Source organism: Paenibacillus sp. EKM211P, from assembly GCF_011066175.1.
GTDB lineage: Bacteria > Bacillota > Bacilli > Paenibacillales > Paenibacillaceae > Paenibacillus > Paenibacillus polymyxa.
Genome location: NZ_JAAMNS010000025.1, coordinates 15,269 through 31,477, shown reverse-complemented (window position 1 = coordinate 31,477; position 16,209 = coordinate 15,269). Strand labels below are relative to the sequence as shown.

15 protein-coding genes and 1 other annotated feature are annotated in these 16,209 nt (G+C 45.9%); all 15 genes read right to left on the bottom strand.

Translation table 11 applies throughout. From position 1 onward, the window contains the following. Positions 1–23: 23 nt before the first annotated feature. Positions 24–3,638 carry a DNA-directed RNA polymerase subunit beta' gene (gene rpoC / locus G9G57_RS24360; RefSeq protein ID WP_016818648.1) on the bottom strand — a complete coding sequence of 1,205 codons (3,615 nt, stop codon included), beginning with the start codon at positions 3,636–3,638 and terminating at the stop codon, positions 24–26. Between the two features lie 140 nt (positions 3,639–3,778). After that, a complete protein-coding gene (gene rpoB / locus G9G57_RS24355; protein ID WP_016818647.1) occupies positions 3,779–7,324 on the bottom strand; it encodes a DNA-directed RNA polymerase subunit beta in 3,546 nt (1,181 codons plus the stop codon). A 343-nt stretch (positions 7,325–7,667) separates the two neighbouring features. Continuing rightward, positions 7,668–8,282: a class I SAM-dependent methyltransferase gene (locus G9G57_RS24350; RefSeq protein WP_016818646.1), complete on the bottom strand. Its 615-nt coding sequence runs from the start codon at positions 8,280–8,282 to the stop codon at positions 7,668–7,670. A gap of 156 nt (positions 8,283–8,438) precedes the next feature. After that, positions 8,439–8,804, bottom strand: a complete 366-nt coding sequence (gene rplL / locus G9G57_RS24345) for a 50S ribosomal protein L7/L12 (protein WP_013373275.1) — start codon at positions 8,802–8,804, stop codon at positions 8,439–8,441. Between the two features lie 68 nt (positions 8,805–8,872). Further along, positions 8,873–9,376 (bottom strand): 50S ribosomal protein L10, encoded by a 504-nt coding sequence (gene rplJ / locus G9G57_RS24340; RefSeq protein WP_016818645.1) that lies wholly within the window; start codon positions 9,374–9,376, stop codon positions 8,873–8,875. 73 nt (positions 9,377–9,449) lie between these two features. Continuing rightward, positions 9,450–9,601: a sequence feature (ribosomal protein L10 leader region), on the bottom strand. Positions 9,602–9,669: 68 nt separating this feature from the next. Next, positions 9,670–10,362 (bottom strand): 50S ribosomal protein L1, encoded by a 693-nt coding sequence (gene rplA, locus G9G57_RS24335; protein ID WP_016818644.1) that lies wholly within the window; start codon positions 10,360–10,362, stop codon positions 9,670–9,672. A gap of 87 nt (positions 10,363–10,449) precedes the next feature. Continuing rightward, the gene (rplK, locus tag G9G57_RS24330) at positions 10,450–10,875 is read right to left on the bottom strand and encodes a 50S ribosomal protein L11 (RefSeq protein WP_007432595.1); all 426 of its coding nucleotides are present in this window, start codon (positions 10,873–10,875) and stop codon (positions 10,450–10,452) included. 73 nt (positions 10,876–10,948) lie between these two features. Continuing rightward, positions 10,949–11,482, bottom strand: coding sequence for a transcription termination/antitermination protein NusG (gene nusG / locus G9G57_RS24325; protein ID WP_007432596.1), 534 nt, complete (start codon positions 11,480–11,482; stop codon positions 10,949–10,951). A 22-nt stretch (positions 11,483–11,504) separates the two neighbouring features. After that, positions 11,505–11,696, bottom strand: a complete 192-nt coding sequence (gene secE, locus G9G57_RS24320) for a preprotein translocase subunit SecE (protein ID WP_013312170.1) — start codon at positions 11,694–11,696, stop codon at positions 11,505–11,507. Positions 11,697–11,716: 20 nt separating this feature from the next. Further along, on the bottom strand, positions 11,717–11,866 hold the full coding sequence (gene rpmG, locus G9G57_RS24315; RefSeq protein WP_013373278.1) for a 50S ribosomal protein L33: 150 nt from the start codon (positions 11,864–11,866) through the stop codon (positions 11,717–11,719). 333 nt (positions 11,867–12,199) lie between these two features. Next, the gene (sigH, locus tag G9G57_RS24310) at positions 12,200–12,844 is read right to left on the bottom strand and encodes an RNA polymerase sporulation sigma factor SigH (protein WP_016324748.1); all 645 of its coding nucleotides are present in this window, start codon (positions 12,842–12,844) and stop codon (positions 12,200–12,202) included. Positions 12,845–13,006: 162 nt separating this feature from the next. After that, positions 13,007–13,528, bottom strand: a complete 522-nt coding sequence (locus tag G9G57_RS24305) for an NYN domain-containing protein (RefSeq protein WP_016818643.1) — start codon at positions 13,526–13,528, stop codon at positions 13,007–13,009. Positions 13,529–13,532: 4 nt separating this feature from the next. Beyond that, entirely contained in the window at positions 13,533–14,279 is a 747-nt protein-coding gene (rlmB, locus tag G9G57_RS24300) for a 23S rRNA (guanosine(2251)-2'-O)-methyltransferase RlmB (RefSeq protein ID WP_019688718.1), read from the bottom strand. 55 nt (positions 14,280–14,334) lie between these two features. After that, entirely contained in the window at positions 14,335–14,793 is a 459-nt protein-coding gene (locus G9G57_RS24295; protein ID WP_107735228.1) for a Mini-ribonuclease 3, read from the bottom strand. After that, complete coding sequence (cysS, locus tag G9G57_RS24290) at positions 14,790–16,193, bottom strand: cysteine--tRNA ligase (protein ID WP_107735229.1); 1,404 nt, start codon at positions 16,191–16,193, stop codon at positions 14,790–14,792. The genes G9G57_RS24295 and cysS overlap by 4 nt, the downstream gene beginning before the upstream one ends. Between the last annotated feature and the right edge of the window lie 16 nt (positions 16,194–16,209).

Genomic DNA, 16,209 nt, shown 5'->3' with positions numbered 1-16,209 from the left:
GCTTATCATATTATTTTATATTACTACTCAGCTGAAATGGGTTCGAGTTCCTCAGATGAGGATTGCCCCTCTTCAGGCTGGGCAAATTTCACGCTACGGTAACGATTCATACCTGTTCCCGCAGGGATCAATTTACCGATAATTACATTCTCTTTCAATCCAAGCAACTGATCGACTTTTCCTTTGATAGCTGCATCTGTCAGGACACGAGTAGTTTCCTGGAAGGAAGCTGCTGACAAGAAGGAGTCCGTTTCCAGAGAGGCCTTGGTAATACCAAGGAGAACCGGTTTGGCTACCGCTGGTTCTTGGCCGCTGAGAATCGCTATCTTGTTTGCATTTTCATACTCATGCACATCCACAAATGAACCTGGAAGTAGTGTTGTGTCACCCGCATCAATGATACGAATTTTACGCAACATTTGACGAATCATAACTTCTACGTGCTTGTCGTTGATTTCAACACCTTGGTTCCGGTAAACACGTTGAACTTCCTGAAGGATATAGTTCTGCACCCCGCGAATACCTTTAATACGCAGCATTTCTTTAGGGTCAATCGAACCATCGGTCAGTTCGTCCCCAGCTTCAACAGTCATTCCTTCGCTTACGCGCAAACGTGAACCATAAGTGACCGAATAGGTTTTTGTTTCAGCTTCACCCTGAATGTCGATTTCGCGACGGTCTTTCCCTTCACGAACTTCTTTAACTACACCGTCAATTTCACTGATGGTTGCCTGACCTTTAGGATTACGTGCTTCAAAAAGCTCCTGGATACGAGGCAAACCTTGTGTGATATCGTCGCCCGCTACACCACCTGTGTGGAACGTACGCATGGTGAGCTGTGTCCCTGGTTCACCGATGGATTGAGCCGCGATAATACCAACCGCTTCACCAATCTCAACGTGTTTGCCAGTAGCCAGATTACGGCCGTAACATTTTTTGCAGACGCCATGTTTGGCACGGCAGCTTAGCACGGAACGAATTTGAACTTTATCCACACCAGCTTTGACGATCGCCTCAGCTTTGTTGGAGTCAATCAATTCGTTGCGTCTAGCCAAGATCTCACCCGTCTCAGGATGACGTACGGTTTCGAAACAATAACGACCTTCCAGACGATCGTACAGGTCCTCAATGACTTCTTTACCGTCTTGGATGCGGCTTACTGTAAAGCCTTTATCCGTTCCGCAGTCATCTTCGCGCACGATAACATCTTGTGCCACATCAACGAGACGACGAGTCAGGTAACCGGAGTCAGCCGTACGTAACGCTGTATCCGCCAAACCTTTACGCGCTCCGTGAGTGGAGATGAAGTACTCGAGTACTGTCAGACCTTCACGGAAATTCGATTTAATTGGGAGCTCGATAATACGACCCGATGGATTCGCCATCAGTCCACGCATACCGCCAAGCTGGGTAATCTGCGATTTGTTACCACGCGCTTTGGAGTCAACCATCATCATGATAGAGTTGTAGCGATCCATGGATTTCATCAAAATGTCTGTAATATCGTCTTTGGCCTTGGACCAAATATCAATAATCCGATCATAGCGTTCTTCGTTCGTAATCAGACCACGACGGTACTGATTGGTCACGACTTGTGCTTTATCATCAGACGCTTTAAGAATATCCTGTTTCTCTTGAGGTACAACTACGTCTGCCACAGCAACCGTCACACCTGCACGAGTAGAATACGTAAAGCCAAGCTGTTTGATTTTATCCAAAATCACAGCAGTTTCTGTCGTATGGTAAATCTCAAAGCAACGGGCGATGATATTACCAAGGTAATCCTTGCCCACTCCACTAGCTTGCGGAGCGTTCTGGATGGCTTCAGTGAGGTTTACACCCTTATCGTAAACAAAGAACTCTTCAGCAGTACCATAGAGCAGGTTGGCACGAGTAGCGTCATTGATGTACGGGAAGCTTGCCGGGAAAATCTCATTAAAGATAATTTTACCCACGGTTGTAATCAACATTGCATCCTGTTGCTTCTCTGTAAAGCTAGTTTTATTCAAAGCCTTAACCGGAATAGCTACACGAGCATGAAGACCCGCTGTTCCACGTTGATAAGCCGAGATAGCCTCATTCGGGTTGCGAAGGATCATGTTGCTTCCCTCTTCTTCCTTGTTGTCCATAGTCAAATAGAATGAACCGAGGACCATATCCTGGGAAGGGGTAACAACAGGCTTGCCGTCTTTTGGATTCAAAATATTGCCGGATGCCAGCATGAGCAAACGAGCTTCCGCTTGAGCTTCTGCAGACAACGGAACGTGAACCGCCATTTGGTCACCGTCAAAGTCGGCATTATACGCCGTACATACGAGTGGATGCAAACGAATCGCACGACCTTCAACCAAGATCGGTTCAAACGCTTGAATACCCAATCTATGCAGCGTAGGGGCACGGTTTAGAAGAACCGGATGTTCTTTGATTACTTCTTCGAGCACATCCCATACTTCAGCACTCACACGCTCTACTTTACGCTTCGCACTCTTAATGTTGTGTGCCAAACCTTTGTTAACAAGTTCTTTCATAACAAAAGGCTTGAACAGCTCCAGCGCCATCTCTTTTGGCAGACCGCATTGGTACATCTTCAAGTACGGACCTACTACGATAACGGAACGACCGGAGTAGTCAACACGTTTACCGAGCAAGTTTTGACGGAAACGTCCTTGTTTACCTTTCAGCATGTGGCTGAGGGATTTCAAAGGACGATTACCCGGACCTGTAACAGGGCGACCACGACGACCATTATCAATCAGAGCGTCAACAGCTTCCTGCAGCATCCGTTTTTCATTTTGCACGATAATATCTGGCGCACCCAGATCTAACAAGCGTTTCAGACGGTTATTACGGTTAATAACACGACGATACAGATCATTAAGGTCAGAAGTAGCAAAACGTCCACCATCCAACTGTACCATTGGACGAAGCTCAGGAGGAATAACAGGCAGTACGTCCATGATCATCCAATCCGGTTGGTTGCCAGAGTTACGGAATGCCTCAATAACTTCAAGGCGCTTGATCGCACGGTTTCGACGTTGCCCTTGAGCTGTACGCAGCTCTTCTTTCAAAAATTCCAATTCTTTGTCTATATCTAAATCTTGAAGAAGCTTTTTAACCGCTTCAGCACCCATTCCTGCCTGGAATCCGTAGCCATATTTCTCACGATAGCTGCGGTATTCTTTCTCGGACAGGAGTTGCTTTTTCTCCAAAGGCGTATCTCCTGGATCGGTTACAACATAAGATGCGAAGTAAATGATCTCTTCCAAAGATCTTGGAGACATATCAAGAGCAAGACCCATACGACTCGGAATGCCTTTGAAGTACCAAATGTGCGATACAGGAGCTGCCAACTCAATGTGGCCCATACGCTCACGGCGAACCTTAGCGCGAGTAACTTCTACTCCACAACGGTCACAGACAACACCTTTATAGCGTACACGTTTGTACTTACCACAGTGACATTCCCAATCTTTCGTAGGTCCGAAAATTTTCTCGCAAAATAGTCCTTCTTTTTCCGGTTTAAGCGTACGATAGTTAATCGTCTCCGGTTTTTTGACTTCTCCGCGGGACCAAGAACGAATCTTTTCGGGGGAAGCAAGCCCGATTTTCATATATTCGAAATTGTTAACGTCCAACAAGGAGCAACCCTCCTTAACCAAATCCTGAGTTTTTAGGTTTGATACCGCCCGGCAGCACCGGGCGGTATCAAGAAGCCTGATCCATCCAAAAATGGATCGAGGCATATAACAAAGCTGATATGAGTCAGTCAGCAGTCAAATTACTCTACGCCAACCTCAGAGCCTTCCAGATTCAAACTCAGCTTATCGCCAGTTGTGTCATCTTCATCATCAAGCTCTCTCATTTCGATCTCTTGTTCGTCTTCAGACAGAATCTTCACGTCCATACCCAAGCTTTGCAGCTCTTTGATCAAGACCTTGAATGATTCAGGAACACCCGGTTCAGGGACATTTTCACCTTTGACGATGGATTCGTAAGTTTTAACACGTCCAACCACATCATCGGATTTCACAGTCAAAATTTCCTGAAGCGTGTATGCTGCACCGTAGGCTTCCAGTGCCCATACTTCCATCTCCCCGAAGCGCTGACCACCGAATTGGGCTTTACCACCCAACGGCTGTTGCGTAACGAGAGAGTAAGGACCTGTAGAACGGGCATGGATCTTATCGTCGACCATGTGCGCCAGTTTGATCATGTGCATGACACCGACAGTAACTTCACGTTCAAAACGATCACCTGTACGTCCATCATACAACACCGTTTTACCATTGCGTTGCATACCCGCTTCTTCCATCGTATCAAATACGTCATACTCCTTGGCACCATCGAATACTGGAGTTGCCACATGAATACCAAGACGCATTGCAGCCATACCCAGATGCACTTCAAGCACCTGTCCGATGTTCATCCGTGAAGGTACGCCCAGCGGGTTCAGTACGACTTGCACTGGGGTGCCATCCGGCAAGAATGGCATATCTTCTTCAGGCAGAATACGGGCAACGACACCCTTGTTACCGTGACGTCCAGCCATTTTATCGCCTTCAGAAATTTTACGTTTTTGAGCAATGTATACGCGTACCAACTGGTTTACACCCGGTGGCAGCTCATCGCCATTTTCACGTGTAAATACTTTAACATCTACAACGATCCCGTCGGTTCCGTGAGGAACTCTCAAGGAAGTATCACGAACCTCGCGCGCCTTCTCACCAAAGATTGCATGCAAGAGACGTTCTTCAGCTGTCAGCTCAGTCACACCCTTAGGTGTTACTTTACCAACAAGAATGTCACCTGCGGCAATTTCCGCACCGATGCGAATGATGCCGCGCTCATCTAGATTACGAAGTGCTTCTTCACCAACATTCGGAATATCACGAGTGATTTCTTCTGGTCCAAGCTTCGTATCACGAGCCTCGGATTCGTATTCCTCGATATGGATCGAGGTGTATACATCCTCTTTAACCAGCTTCTCGCTCAGCAAGATCGCATCCTCGTAGTTGTAACCTTCCCAAGTCATGAACGCTACGACAACGTTACGTCCCAATGCCAACTCGCCCATTTCTGTGGATGGACCATCCGCTAGAATATCGCCAACCTTGACAATATCGCCTCTGTTTACGATTGGACGCTGGTTGATGCATGTTCCTTGGTTAGAACGCATAAATTTGTGTAATTTATACTTAACAATATCGCCTTTTACTTCAGTACCATCTACATTTTCAATACGACGCAACCAAATTTCGTTAGCCGAAGAACGTTCAATTACCCCGTTGTACTTGGACACAACGCAAACACCAGAATCTTTTGCAGACTTATGTTCCATCCCTGTTCCTACCAAAGGCGCTTTCGGAATCAGTAGTGGAACAGCCTGCCGCTGCATGTTGGAACCCATCAATGCGCGGTTCGAGTCATCATTCTCCAGGAACGGAATCAGTGCAGTAGCGACTGATACGACCTGTTTAGGCGATACGTCCATGTAATCAACACGGCTACTTGCCATCGGAATAATGTTATCAGACTGCTTGTTATAGCGGACAATAACGATTTCATCCTTAAAGGTGTTTTCTTCCGTCAATTCCGCATTTGCCTGAGCAACGATGTAGTTATCTTCTTCATCAGCAGTCAGGTAATCAATCTGATCTGTAACTTTTCCGGTTTTCGGATCTACCCAGCGATAAGGAGCTTCGATAAATCCGTACTCGTTGATACGTGCGAAAGTGGACAAAGAGTTGATCAAACCAATGTTTGGTCCCTCTGGTGTCTCGATAGGACACATACGGCCGTAGTGACTCGGATGGACGTCACGTACTTCCATGCCCGCGCGTTCGCGCGTCAAACCGCCGGGTCCGAGTGCAGACAGACGACGTTTGTGCGTTAATTCAGCAAGCGGGTTTGTCTGATCCATGAATTGAGACAGCTGGGAGCTACCGAAGAACTCTTTAATCGACGCAATGACCGGACGTATGTTAATCAGCGCCTGTGGCGTAATTACATTAGCATCCTGAATTGACATTCTTTCGCGTACCACGCGTTCCATACGGGACAGACCAATACGGAACTGATTTTGCAGCAACTCACCTACAGAACGCAAACGACGGTTACCCAAATGGTCAATGTCGTCTGTACTTCCGATTCCGTGAAGCAAGTTAATAAAATAACTGATGGAGGAAATAATATCGGCAGGCGTAATGTTCTTAACCGATTTATCGATATTTCCATTGGCAATCAGTTTTACTACTTTACCGTCTTCAATCGGTGAGAATACATCGATCGTTTGAAGCGGAATATCGTTGCTTTCCAATACGCCACTAGCAACATGATACGTACGATGTCCAACCGACTCTTCTAGTTGTGCCAAAATCTCGTCCAACAGGCGGCGGTCTACCATTTGCCCTGCTTCAGCGATGATTTCACCAGTTGTCGTATCAATCAGTGTCTCAGCAAGACGTTGATTGAACAGACGGTTTTTGATGTGAAGCTTTTTATTGATTTTGTAACGGCCTACGTTGGCCAGGTCATACCGTTTTGGATCAAAGAAGCGTGCAACAAGCAAGCTCTTTGCGTTATCCAATGTTGGTGGCTCACCCGGACGAAGACGCTCATAAATTTCAATCAGCGCTTTCTCCGTGGAATCCGTGTTGTCTTTATCAAGTGTGTTGCGGATATATTCGTCATTGCCGAGCAAATCCAGAATCTCAGCATCAGTGCCAAAGCCAAGCGCACGCAGCAACACCGTAACCGGAATTTTACGGGTACGGTCAATCCGGACATAGATAATATCCTTCGCATCCATCTCCAGTTCGAGCCAAGCCCCCCGGTTAGGAATTACCGTTGCGGTGTATGTTGTTTTCGCATTCTTGTCGACTTTTGTGCTGAAATAGACGCTGGGAGAGCGAACCAACTGGCTGACAATAACCCGTTCCGCACCGTTAATAATAAACGTACCCGTTTCAGTCATCAGCGGGAAGTCTCCCATGAATACTTCCTGCTCTTTCACTTCCCCGGTTTCTTTATTAATAAGCCGGACTTTTACCCGAAGCGGTGCTGCATACGTAACGTCGCGTTCCTTTGCGTCGTCAACGGTATATTTGGGTTCTCCGAGAGAGTAATCGATAAACTCCAGAATCAGATTTCCTGTGAAATCTTGAATTGGAGAAATATCCCGAAACATTTCCCGTAATCCTTCCTCCAAAAACCAATCATAGGATTTTTGTTGGATCTCAATCAGGTTGGGAACCTCGAGTACCTCATTAATACGTGCATAACTGCGCCGAGTGCGTCGACCATATTGAACAAGATGTCCTGCCAACTTAAACTCACCCCTCATGTCTACTCACTTTAAAAATACATTGCGAACCTCTGTTTGTGACCTTATAATAAGACACATACAGATGATTCGATCTTACAAATACAGAAAAGCCCTTACTCGAATGCATTCGAAAAAAGAGCGACGTATCTGCAGAATCCTCATACCGGAAGATCTTCATCACTTGTAGATTTGCCCAAAATGGTTATATTATACGTAAGAGATATAAATACTATACCCTGTTACGCATAAATCTATTGACATTTCAACAAACTAAAGCCATGGAGGGCATCCTAATACTGACATTTTATAATGATATCACAGACCAGGATTCAAGTCAATGGTCCTATTGCATTTTTCTAAAACTTTTTTCAGCCTTTAAAATCCGATAACCTTTATCCTTCGTAACTTCTTCCACATGACCGAAAAGGCTCTCTATTTTAGCGCTCGCCGAAGGAGCACCCTGCTTTTTCTGAATGACGACCCATAAAGCTCCACCCTCATTTAAATGCTCATACGCAAGCTCAAATATGGTATGAACCGTTTCTTTCCCTGCACGTATAGGAGGATTCGTCAAGATCACGTCAAAACGTTCGTGTTGCACTTCTGCAAACAAATCACTTTGCTTAATGGTGACATTTTTAATTCCATTACGCTCCGCATTCTCTATCGCTAGTTGAACGGCTCGCTCGTTAATATCAACCATTGTAACGTGTCCGTCCGGGACAAGCGTAGCCGCCGTCAAACCAATCGGCCCGTAACCACATCCTACATCCAATACCGAGGCATTTGCAGGAAGTTGCATAGCTTCAATCAACACACGACTCCCATAATCAATCCCCTGCTTTGAAAAAACGCCTGAATCGCTGGCAAATCGATAGGAACGTCCACGCAGCACCGTCTCTAGACTTCGCCGTTCATGTGCCGTCTCTGGCCGTCTGGAGTAATAATGATCAGCCATTCACGCCCACCTCTTTCGGTTGTACGGTTATATTAACATCATAGCCTTTAGAATAATATTTCAGACCTGTTTGTACTACCGCTTTACAGCAACAAACCCCTTGAAGATCACCTCAAGGGGTTTGTTTTAATTCATTGTCTGCTAAAGAGCAGTCAATTATTTTACTTCTACAGAAGCGCCTGCTTCTTCCAATTTTGCTTTAACGGATTCAGCTTCTTCTTTTGCAACTTTTTCTTTCAATGGTTTTGGAGCGTTGTCAACCAGTTCTTTTGCTTCTTTCAGGCCAAGACCTGTAATTTCGCGAACTGCTTTGATAACGTTGATTTTGGAAGCGCCAGCGCTTGTCAAGATTACGTCGAACTCGGATTGCTCAGCTTCTGCTGCGCCACCTGCTGCGCCACCTGCTACAGCTACTGGAGCTGCTGCAGTTACGCCGAATTCTTCTTCGATTGCTTTCACGAGATCGTTCAGTTCCAATACGGACATACCTTTAATTGCTTCCAAGATTTGCTCTTTACTCATGGTTGAACCTCCATTTAAATTCGTATTTTTTTGTTCTTAACTGCTATACAGCAGGTTTAAATCCCAACTTATGCACTTTGCTCTTCTTTATCTGCAACAGCTTTAACCGCAAGCGCGAAGTTGCGCATAGGAGCTTGAAGCACGCTGAGGAGCATGGAAAGGAGACCTTCGCGGGATGGCAGTTCTGCCAGCGCTTTGATTTCCTCAACACCGATCACACGACCTTCTACAACTGCACCTTTCAGTTCCAATGCATTGTTTTTCTTAGCGAAATCGTTCAAGATTTTAGCTGCAGACACTGCATCATCTTTACCGAACGCGATTGCAGTAGGACCTGTCAATACTGCGTCCAGTTCAGTCAATTCTGCTGCCGCAGTTGCACGGCGGAGCAGTGTGTTTTTCAGCACTTGAAATTCGATTCCGGCTTCGCGAAGCTGCTTACGCAGCTCAGTTACTTGGGCAACATTCAGACCGCGATAGTCTGCAACTACAGTTGTTACGCTCTCGCGCAATTTTGCAGCTACAACTTCAACAGCTTCTTGTTTTGCTTGAATCACCTTTGCATTTGCCAAACTGTACACCTCCTGATCAATTTATCTACTTTGTTAGAAACACCCATTCTGGCGTTCTACCAAAGTCGTTTTCATGAGCATGAAAAAAGCCTCCGTAGAGTACGAAGGCTTGATAAATCCACATGGACGGGACAAGCCCGTCGCATGAAACGTTCTATCATAACACCTCGGTAGGAAATTAAGCCCGAAAGCACCTACTGTCTACGGTAAGCATATTCAACTTTAACGGTCAGTCACAAGGACTCACAACTTTTACAGAATAACAAATTTGATTGAACGTGTCAACCGAAATATTATCTGTAAACAGATGTGTTCACACGTGCACTTGGTCCCATAGTCGAAGAAATAGCGATGTTTTTCAGGTATACACCTTTAGCAGCCGCTGGCTTCGCACGGTTCAAGGCTTCAATCAAGGCTTTAAGGTTCTCGTTCAGTTGCTCAGCACTGAAAGATGCTTTGCCGATTGGTGCGTGAATTTGACCTGCTTTGTCGAGACGGTATTCGATTTTACCGGCTTTAATTTCTTGAACAGCCTTGGCAACGTCGAAAGTAACTGTGCCTGCTTTAGGGTTAGGCATTAAACCTTTACCACCGAGCAAACGACCCAGTTTACCAACCTCACTCATCATATCAGGTGTCGCAACGCAGACGTCGAATTCGAACCAGCCTTGTTGGATTTTGTTGATCATATCTTGATCGCCAACAAAATCAGCGCCAGCCGCTTCCGCTTCTTTCACTTTGTCACCTTTTGCAAATACCAGAACACGTTGTGTTTTACCCGTACCATGTGGCAGGACAACAACACCACGAACAGCCTGGTCTTGTTTACGGGAATCTACGCCCAGACGAACTGCAGCTTCAACGGTTTCGTCGAATTTAGCAGTTGCAGCCTTTTTCACCAATTCAACGGCTTCCAAAGGCTCATAAGTTGCTTCGCTGTCAATCAGCTTAGCAGCTTCAAGGTACTTCTTACCATGTTTAGCCATTATCTTTTCCTCCTTATGTGGTATTAGCGGATATTCCTCCCACACTTACCGGACAGTCAAACCGCCGGCACACGTAGATTAATAAAATTAATCTACGATGGTGATACCCATGCTGCGAGCAGTACCTTCAACCATACGCATTGCCGATTCTACGGAAGCTGCGTTAAGGTCAGGCATTTTTTGCTCTGCAATTTGACGAACAGCAGCGCGATTTACAGTTGCAACTTTCGTTTTATTCGGTTCACCGGAACCTTTTTCGATTTTAGCAGCAACTTTCAACAGAACAGCAGCCGGTGGAGTTTTGGTGATGAACGTAAAAGAACGATCCTCAAATACCGAAATTTCAACCGGGATAATCAGGCCTGCTTGATCAGCAGTACGAGCATTGAACTCTTTACAGAATGCCATAATGTTGACACCTGCTTGACCCAAAGCTGGACCTACTGGAGGCGCTGGATTAGCTTTCCCTGCAGGGATCTGCAGTTTTACCATTTTAATTACCTTTTTTGCCATGGATGACACCTCCTTGACTCAATAGTGGTAGACGGACCTATTGATCCTCCCACAAGAAACCTGTAAGAAAAATCTATATTTTCTCCACTTGAGTATAATCCAACTCAAGCGGGGTTTCCCGTCCAAACATGTTGACGTGAACCTTAAGCTTGCTCTTCTCAACCAAAATTTCTTCCACGGAGCCCACAAAATTCGCAAAAGGACCAACTTTAATTCGCACGGATTCCTTAACATCGAATTCAATCTTCGGTTTCGGCTCTACCATGCCCATATGCTTCAGAATCTGTTCAACTTCTTCTGGAAGCAATGGCGTCGGCTTGGAACCCGAGCCTGTCGATCCTACAAATCCCGTAACACCTGGCGTGTTGCGTACAACATACCAAGAATCATCGGTTTGGACCATTTCGACCAAGACATAACCAGGGTAGACTTTACGCATAACGGTTTTTTTCTTACCGTCCTTGGTTACCAGTTCTTCTTCCATAGGAACAAGAACACGGAATATCTTGTCTTCCATGCCCATGGACTCAACGCGTTTTTCCAAATTGGCTTTGACTTTGTTCTCATACCCTGAATAGGTATGAACGACGTACCATCTTTTTTCCATATCAAGCCACCTGGAACCCTTCCTAGATAATCGCTTCGATCACAGCGGAAATGCCGATATCGAGAACCCAAAAATAAATCGTGACGAACGCAATCGTCCCTATGACAATCAGCGTATAGTTGGTCAGTTCTTTACGATTGGGCCAGCGAACTTTCTTGAGTTCAGCCCAGCTTTCAGAGAAAAAGGAAAACAGAGACTTGAAACTGCGTTTCACGCCGACTACACCTCCAAAAACTATCTGGTTTCCCGATGAGAAGTCTGTTCGTTACAGGACTTACAGAATTTCTTCATCTCCATGCGGTCGGGGTGATTACGCTTGTTTTTCGTCGTTGTGTAATTTCTTTGTTTGCAATTTGTACAAGCCAAAGTAATAATTACCCGCATGATGTGCACCTCCCGAAGACATCCAACACCGGAAGTCTCATAATTGATCCTAAAAAAAACCGCGAATTTAGGCCTACCTAAAACACTTTATCACACGGGGTTTTCCATGTCAACGAATGTTTGCATACATTTCGCAGTCCCGGTTGTGGTGCATTTTTACATCTGTCCATCCTTTGAAGCTGTTCTCTGAAATACTGCTTCAAAATCAAAGCGATATCTATTATTCATCTTTTTTAGTATAAATCATTTACAACACTTATAAACCTGCACAGCATACCCAAAACGAATAAAAAAAGACTCAAACTCGAGCCTTTTCCATGTCAGCCTCTACTTTCAACTATCCCTTACTTCCAGATACTTTTCAAGTTTACGTTTGACCCGTTGCAGCGCGTTATCAATGGATTTCACATGACGATCCAGATCTTCAGCAATCTCCTGATACGAACGTCCGTCCAGATACAACATAAGTACCTTGCGTTCTAGCTCGCTCAGAATCTCGGACATTTTGTCCTCAAGACCCACAAACTCTTCCTGATTGATAATCAGCTCTTCAGGATCACTTACTTGTGTTCCGCAAATCACATCGAGCAACGTCCGGTCTGACTCTTCATCATAGATGGGCTTGTCCAGAGATACGTAAGAGTTCAGAGGAATGTGCTTTTGTCGTGTAGCCGTCTTAATTGCCGTAATAATCTGTCGTGTTATGCACAACTCGGCGAAAGCCTTGAACGAAGCAAGCTTGTCTCCCTTAAAATCACGGATGGATTTGTAGAGACCAATCATGCCCTCCTGAATAATATCCTCGCGATCAGCCCCAATCAGGAAGTAGGATCTGGCCTTGGCCCGCACAAAGTTTCGATATTTGTTAATCAGAAACTCCAGCGCTTCCCCATCACCTTCATGGACTGCTCCGACAATGTCTTCATCATTTTTGTAATCAAACTTTGACAACATGATATCCTTGAGGTCCACACTCACTAACAATCCCTCCGGCTGCAACGCAAGGTACCCGTTACTCTCTCAAATATACGACAAGTATACGCGATGTAACCTGATACCGTCAACCACAACAACCTAAAAAAGAAGAGCGCTAACAAAATTGTCAATGGTTTCAAAATGGAGAGTATCCCAATTACTGGATCATTCTCTTCTCCAGCGTTCAAACAACTTTCGAAGCTCCGGACTCAGCTTGCCATCCAGCGAATTGCGGGACAATTTGGCGTTATCCTGCTGGATTCGCTTCTGGACTTCCCTTTCAGATTCCTCAATCTCGATCAGTAATTCTCGTGCCGATACTCTGAGTGCTCCCTGGCCAAAGGCCACATGCTGCTCTACCTGATCACTTGTCGCTACGTAAATGCTTCTCCTCTTGCTGCTCAGCTCACGAACTAATCGCTCGATGCACTCGTCGGCTGTCTCTTTTTCTCTCGTAAAATAAATCTGGACTTTGCTCTGGGCAAAGGTTTTACCTAATCCTGGCACCCTGTAAGCATCAAATACGACGATGACTCTTCTGCCCGAATACGCCTGATGATCCGCCAGTCGTTCAAGAAGTCTGTCCCTCGCTTCCTGCATACCAGATTGTACCAGTGCGGAAAGTTCGGGCCAGGCTCCAATCATGTTGTAACCGTCCACAAGCAGAACATCCCGCGTGTCAGCCATATCGTTAGCCCCGTGCCTGTCGTCCGCGCAAAACTTCGTACATGACGACACCTGCAGCTACAGAAGCATTGAGGGAATTGATTTGTCCCGCCATTGGCAGCTTGACGAGTACATCACATTTCTCGCGGATCAAACGGCCCATTCCTTTATTTTCGTTACCAATGACAATCGCTACGGGACCGGTGAATACTCCATTCCCAAAGACGGGATCGGTTGCTGTAACATCCGTGCCAACTACCCATACACCTTCTTCTTTAAGACGGTCAATGGTTTGTCCCAAATTGCTCACACGCGCCACCGGGACGTACTCCACAGCACCTGCCGATGTTTTAGACACCGTTACAGTTACAGCGGCTGAACGCCTTTTCGGCACTATAATACCGTGTGCTCCAGTGCAATCCGCCGTACGAAGGATAGAGCCCAAGTTATGAGGGTCTTCAATCTCATCGAGCAAAATCAAAAACGGCTCTTCTCCCTTAGCACGAGCACCAGCAAGCAAGTCCTCCACCTCAGCGTAGGCAAAAGGTGCAGCTTGCGCGACCACTCCCTGATGCTGAATGCCTGGAACCATTTGATCGAGCTTACGCTTGTCCACCTGCAAAACAATGATTCCTGCTTTTTTCGCCTCAGCCGTAATCGGCAGTGTCAAATGCTTTTGTGCATTATCCGCAATCCATATTTTATTTATCGTCCTGCCTGAACGCAGCGCCTCTGTTACCGAATGCTTACCGGCAATCCATTCTTCTTCCATCTCTAGCTTCCTCCCGGGAAACGGTCGATATCAATTCGTTCAATCCGTCTCCAATTTATGATTTTTCTGCATTTTCCATTTGTGCAATTCCGTACGTAATCAACTCTCTCAATCTGTCCAAATGTCCATCACAATAAAGATAACCAATCAAGCCTTCCAGCGCCGTGGCATGCCGATACTCAAGCACATCAGCATTTTTGGGCAGGCTCCCTGATTTGGCATTTCTTCCTTGTCGGACAATATCACGTTCTTCATCCGTCAGCACCGTTTCTAGCAATCCCAACATACGGCTCTGTGCTTTGGCGGAGACAAGCCTTGTAGCTCGTCGATGTAAATGATTGGGACGCAGGTTGGGCTGTGCCAACAGATATTGCCGGACAGCCACCTCATACACTGCATCACCAATGTAAGCTAACGCAATGGGTGGCATCAAGCGAGCCGGCTTGGACGCAGGATACGGAAACCAGTTTCCTGCGCCTTCCACAGCTCCTGAGTTCAGTGGCTTATTACTCATTTCCGCCGCCACCGCATACCCTGCGCCGTATCTTCAAGCACAATGCCTTTAGTAGCTAACAGATCACGAATTTCGTCAGCTCTACCCCAGTTTTTAGTTTTACGAGCTTCGACACGTTCTGCAATTAACTGCTCAATTTCGTCATCCAGCAGTTCTTCACTCGGTTCCGAATAAATGCGAAGCACCGTATTCATCGAATGGAAGGTATGCAGCACCGCTTGCAATTCCGCCTGATTGACAACATCACGCTGCAACAAAAGATTGGCTTCGCTGACCCATTCGAACACCGCAGTAATCGCATCAGGCGTATTGAAATCATCATCCATTTTTTCGCCAAATTGCTGTAATATCCCGTCAAGCTTCATTTGCAGCTCAGCCGATACTGCTTCATTACCTTTCAAAGCCATGGATAAACGATGCTTTACATTGGCGACTGCATTGGCAATCCGTTCGACACTATTCTCCGCCTGACTCATCGTCTCTTGGTTGTAGTTCAAAGGGTTGCGGTAATGTGTCGACAGCATAAAATAACGTAAAGCTTCGGGCTTGTGACGAGCACGCAGATCTTTAACCAAAATACCGTTACCGAGTGATTTCGACATTTTTTCATTATCTATGCGAATATATCCGTTATGCATCCAGTAGCGAGATAATGGTTTACCCGTAATCACTTCGGATTGTGCGCATTCACATTCATGATGCGGAAATTGCAGATCCTGTCCGCCTCCGTGAATATCCAGTGTATCCCCCAAATAGTGACGAGCCATAGCAGAGCATTCGATATGCCAGCCTGGGCGTCCATCCCCCCAAGGACTTGACCAGTAAATTTCTCCCGGTTTCGCTGCTTTCCAGAGTACAAAATCCTCGGCATTCTCCTTGCGTTCATCCACATTGATGCGAATCCCAAACTGGAGTTCCTCCAAATTTTGGCCTGACAGCTGTCCGTAGTCTTTAAACATTTTGGTCCGGTAGAAGACATCACCATCATTCTCGTAGGCATAGCCTTTGTCTACCAGGTCCTTGATAAAATCAATAATCAGATCCATGCTTTCGGTTACACGAGGATTTATGCTGGCAGCAGGAACATTCAATCCTGTCAGATCCTCATGATAGGCAGCAATAAACTTCTCGGCAACTGCCGGAACCTCCATATTAAGTTCCCGAGCTTTGCGGATCAACTTATCATCAACGTCCGTAAAATTCACCACATAGTTTACATCATAGCCCAAATACTCCAAGTAGCTGCGTACCACGTCGAACACAATTACAGGTCGTGCATTACCAATATGAATGTAATCATACACTGTAGGACCACATACATACATTTTAACCTTTCCAGGCTCCAGTGGCACAAAAGGCTCCCGGCTCCTCGTCATTGTATTATAAATTTGAAGCGACATCGTTATGTTCCTCCCT

Bases quoted from the DNA above. Each gene is read 5' to 3' on its own strand.
- G9G57_RS24350 (WP_016818646.1), bottom strand. From the start codon at position 8,282: ATGGCTGATCATTATTACTCCAGACGGCCAGAGACGGCACATGAACGG.
- nusG (WP_007432596.1), bottom strand. From the start codon at position 11,482: ATGGAAAAAAGATGGTACGTCGTTCATACCTATTCAGGGTATGAGAAC.
- rplK (WP_007432595.1), bottom strand. From the start codon at position 10,875: ATGGCAAAAAAGGTAATTAAAATGGTAAAACTGCAGATCCCTGCAGGG.
- rpmG (WP_013373278.1), bottom strand. From the start codon at position 11,866: ATGCGGGTAATTATTACTTTGGCTTGTACAAATTGCAAACAAAGAAAT.
- G9G57_RS24305 (WP_016818643.1), bottom strand. From the start codon at position 13,528: ATGGCTGACACGCGGGATGTTCTGCTTGTGGACGGTTACAACATGATT.
- rplL (WP_013373275.1), bottom strand. From the start codon at position 8,804: ATGAGTAAAGAGCAAATCTTGGAAGCAATTAAAGGTATGTCCGTATTG.
- G9G57_RS24295 (WP_107735228.1), bottom strand. From the start codon at position 14,793: ATGAGTAATAAGCCACTGAACTCAGGAGCTGTGGAAGGCGCAGGAAAC.
- rlmB (WP_019688718.1), bottom strand. From the start codon at position 14,279: ATGGAAGAAGAATGGATTGCCGGTAAGCATTCGGTAACAGAGGCGCTG.
- rplA (WP_016818644.1), bottom strand. From the start codon at position 10,362: ATGGCTAAACATGGTAAGAAGTACCTTGAAGCTGCTAAGCTGATTGAC.
- cysS (WP_107735229.1), bottom strand. From the start codon at position 16,193: ATGTCGCTTCAAATTTATAATACAATGACGAGGAGCCGGGAGCCTTTT.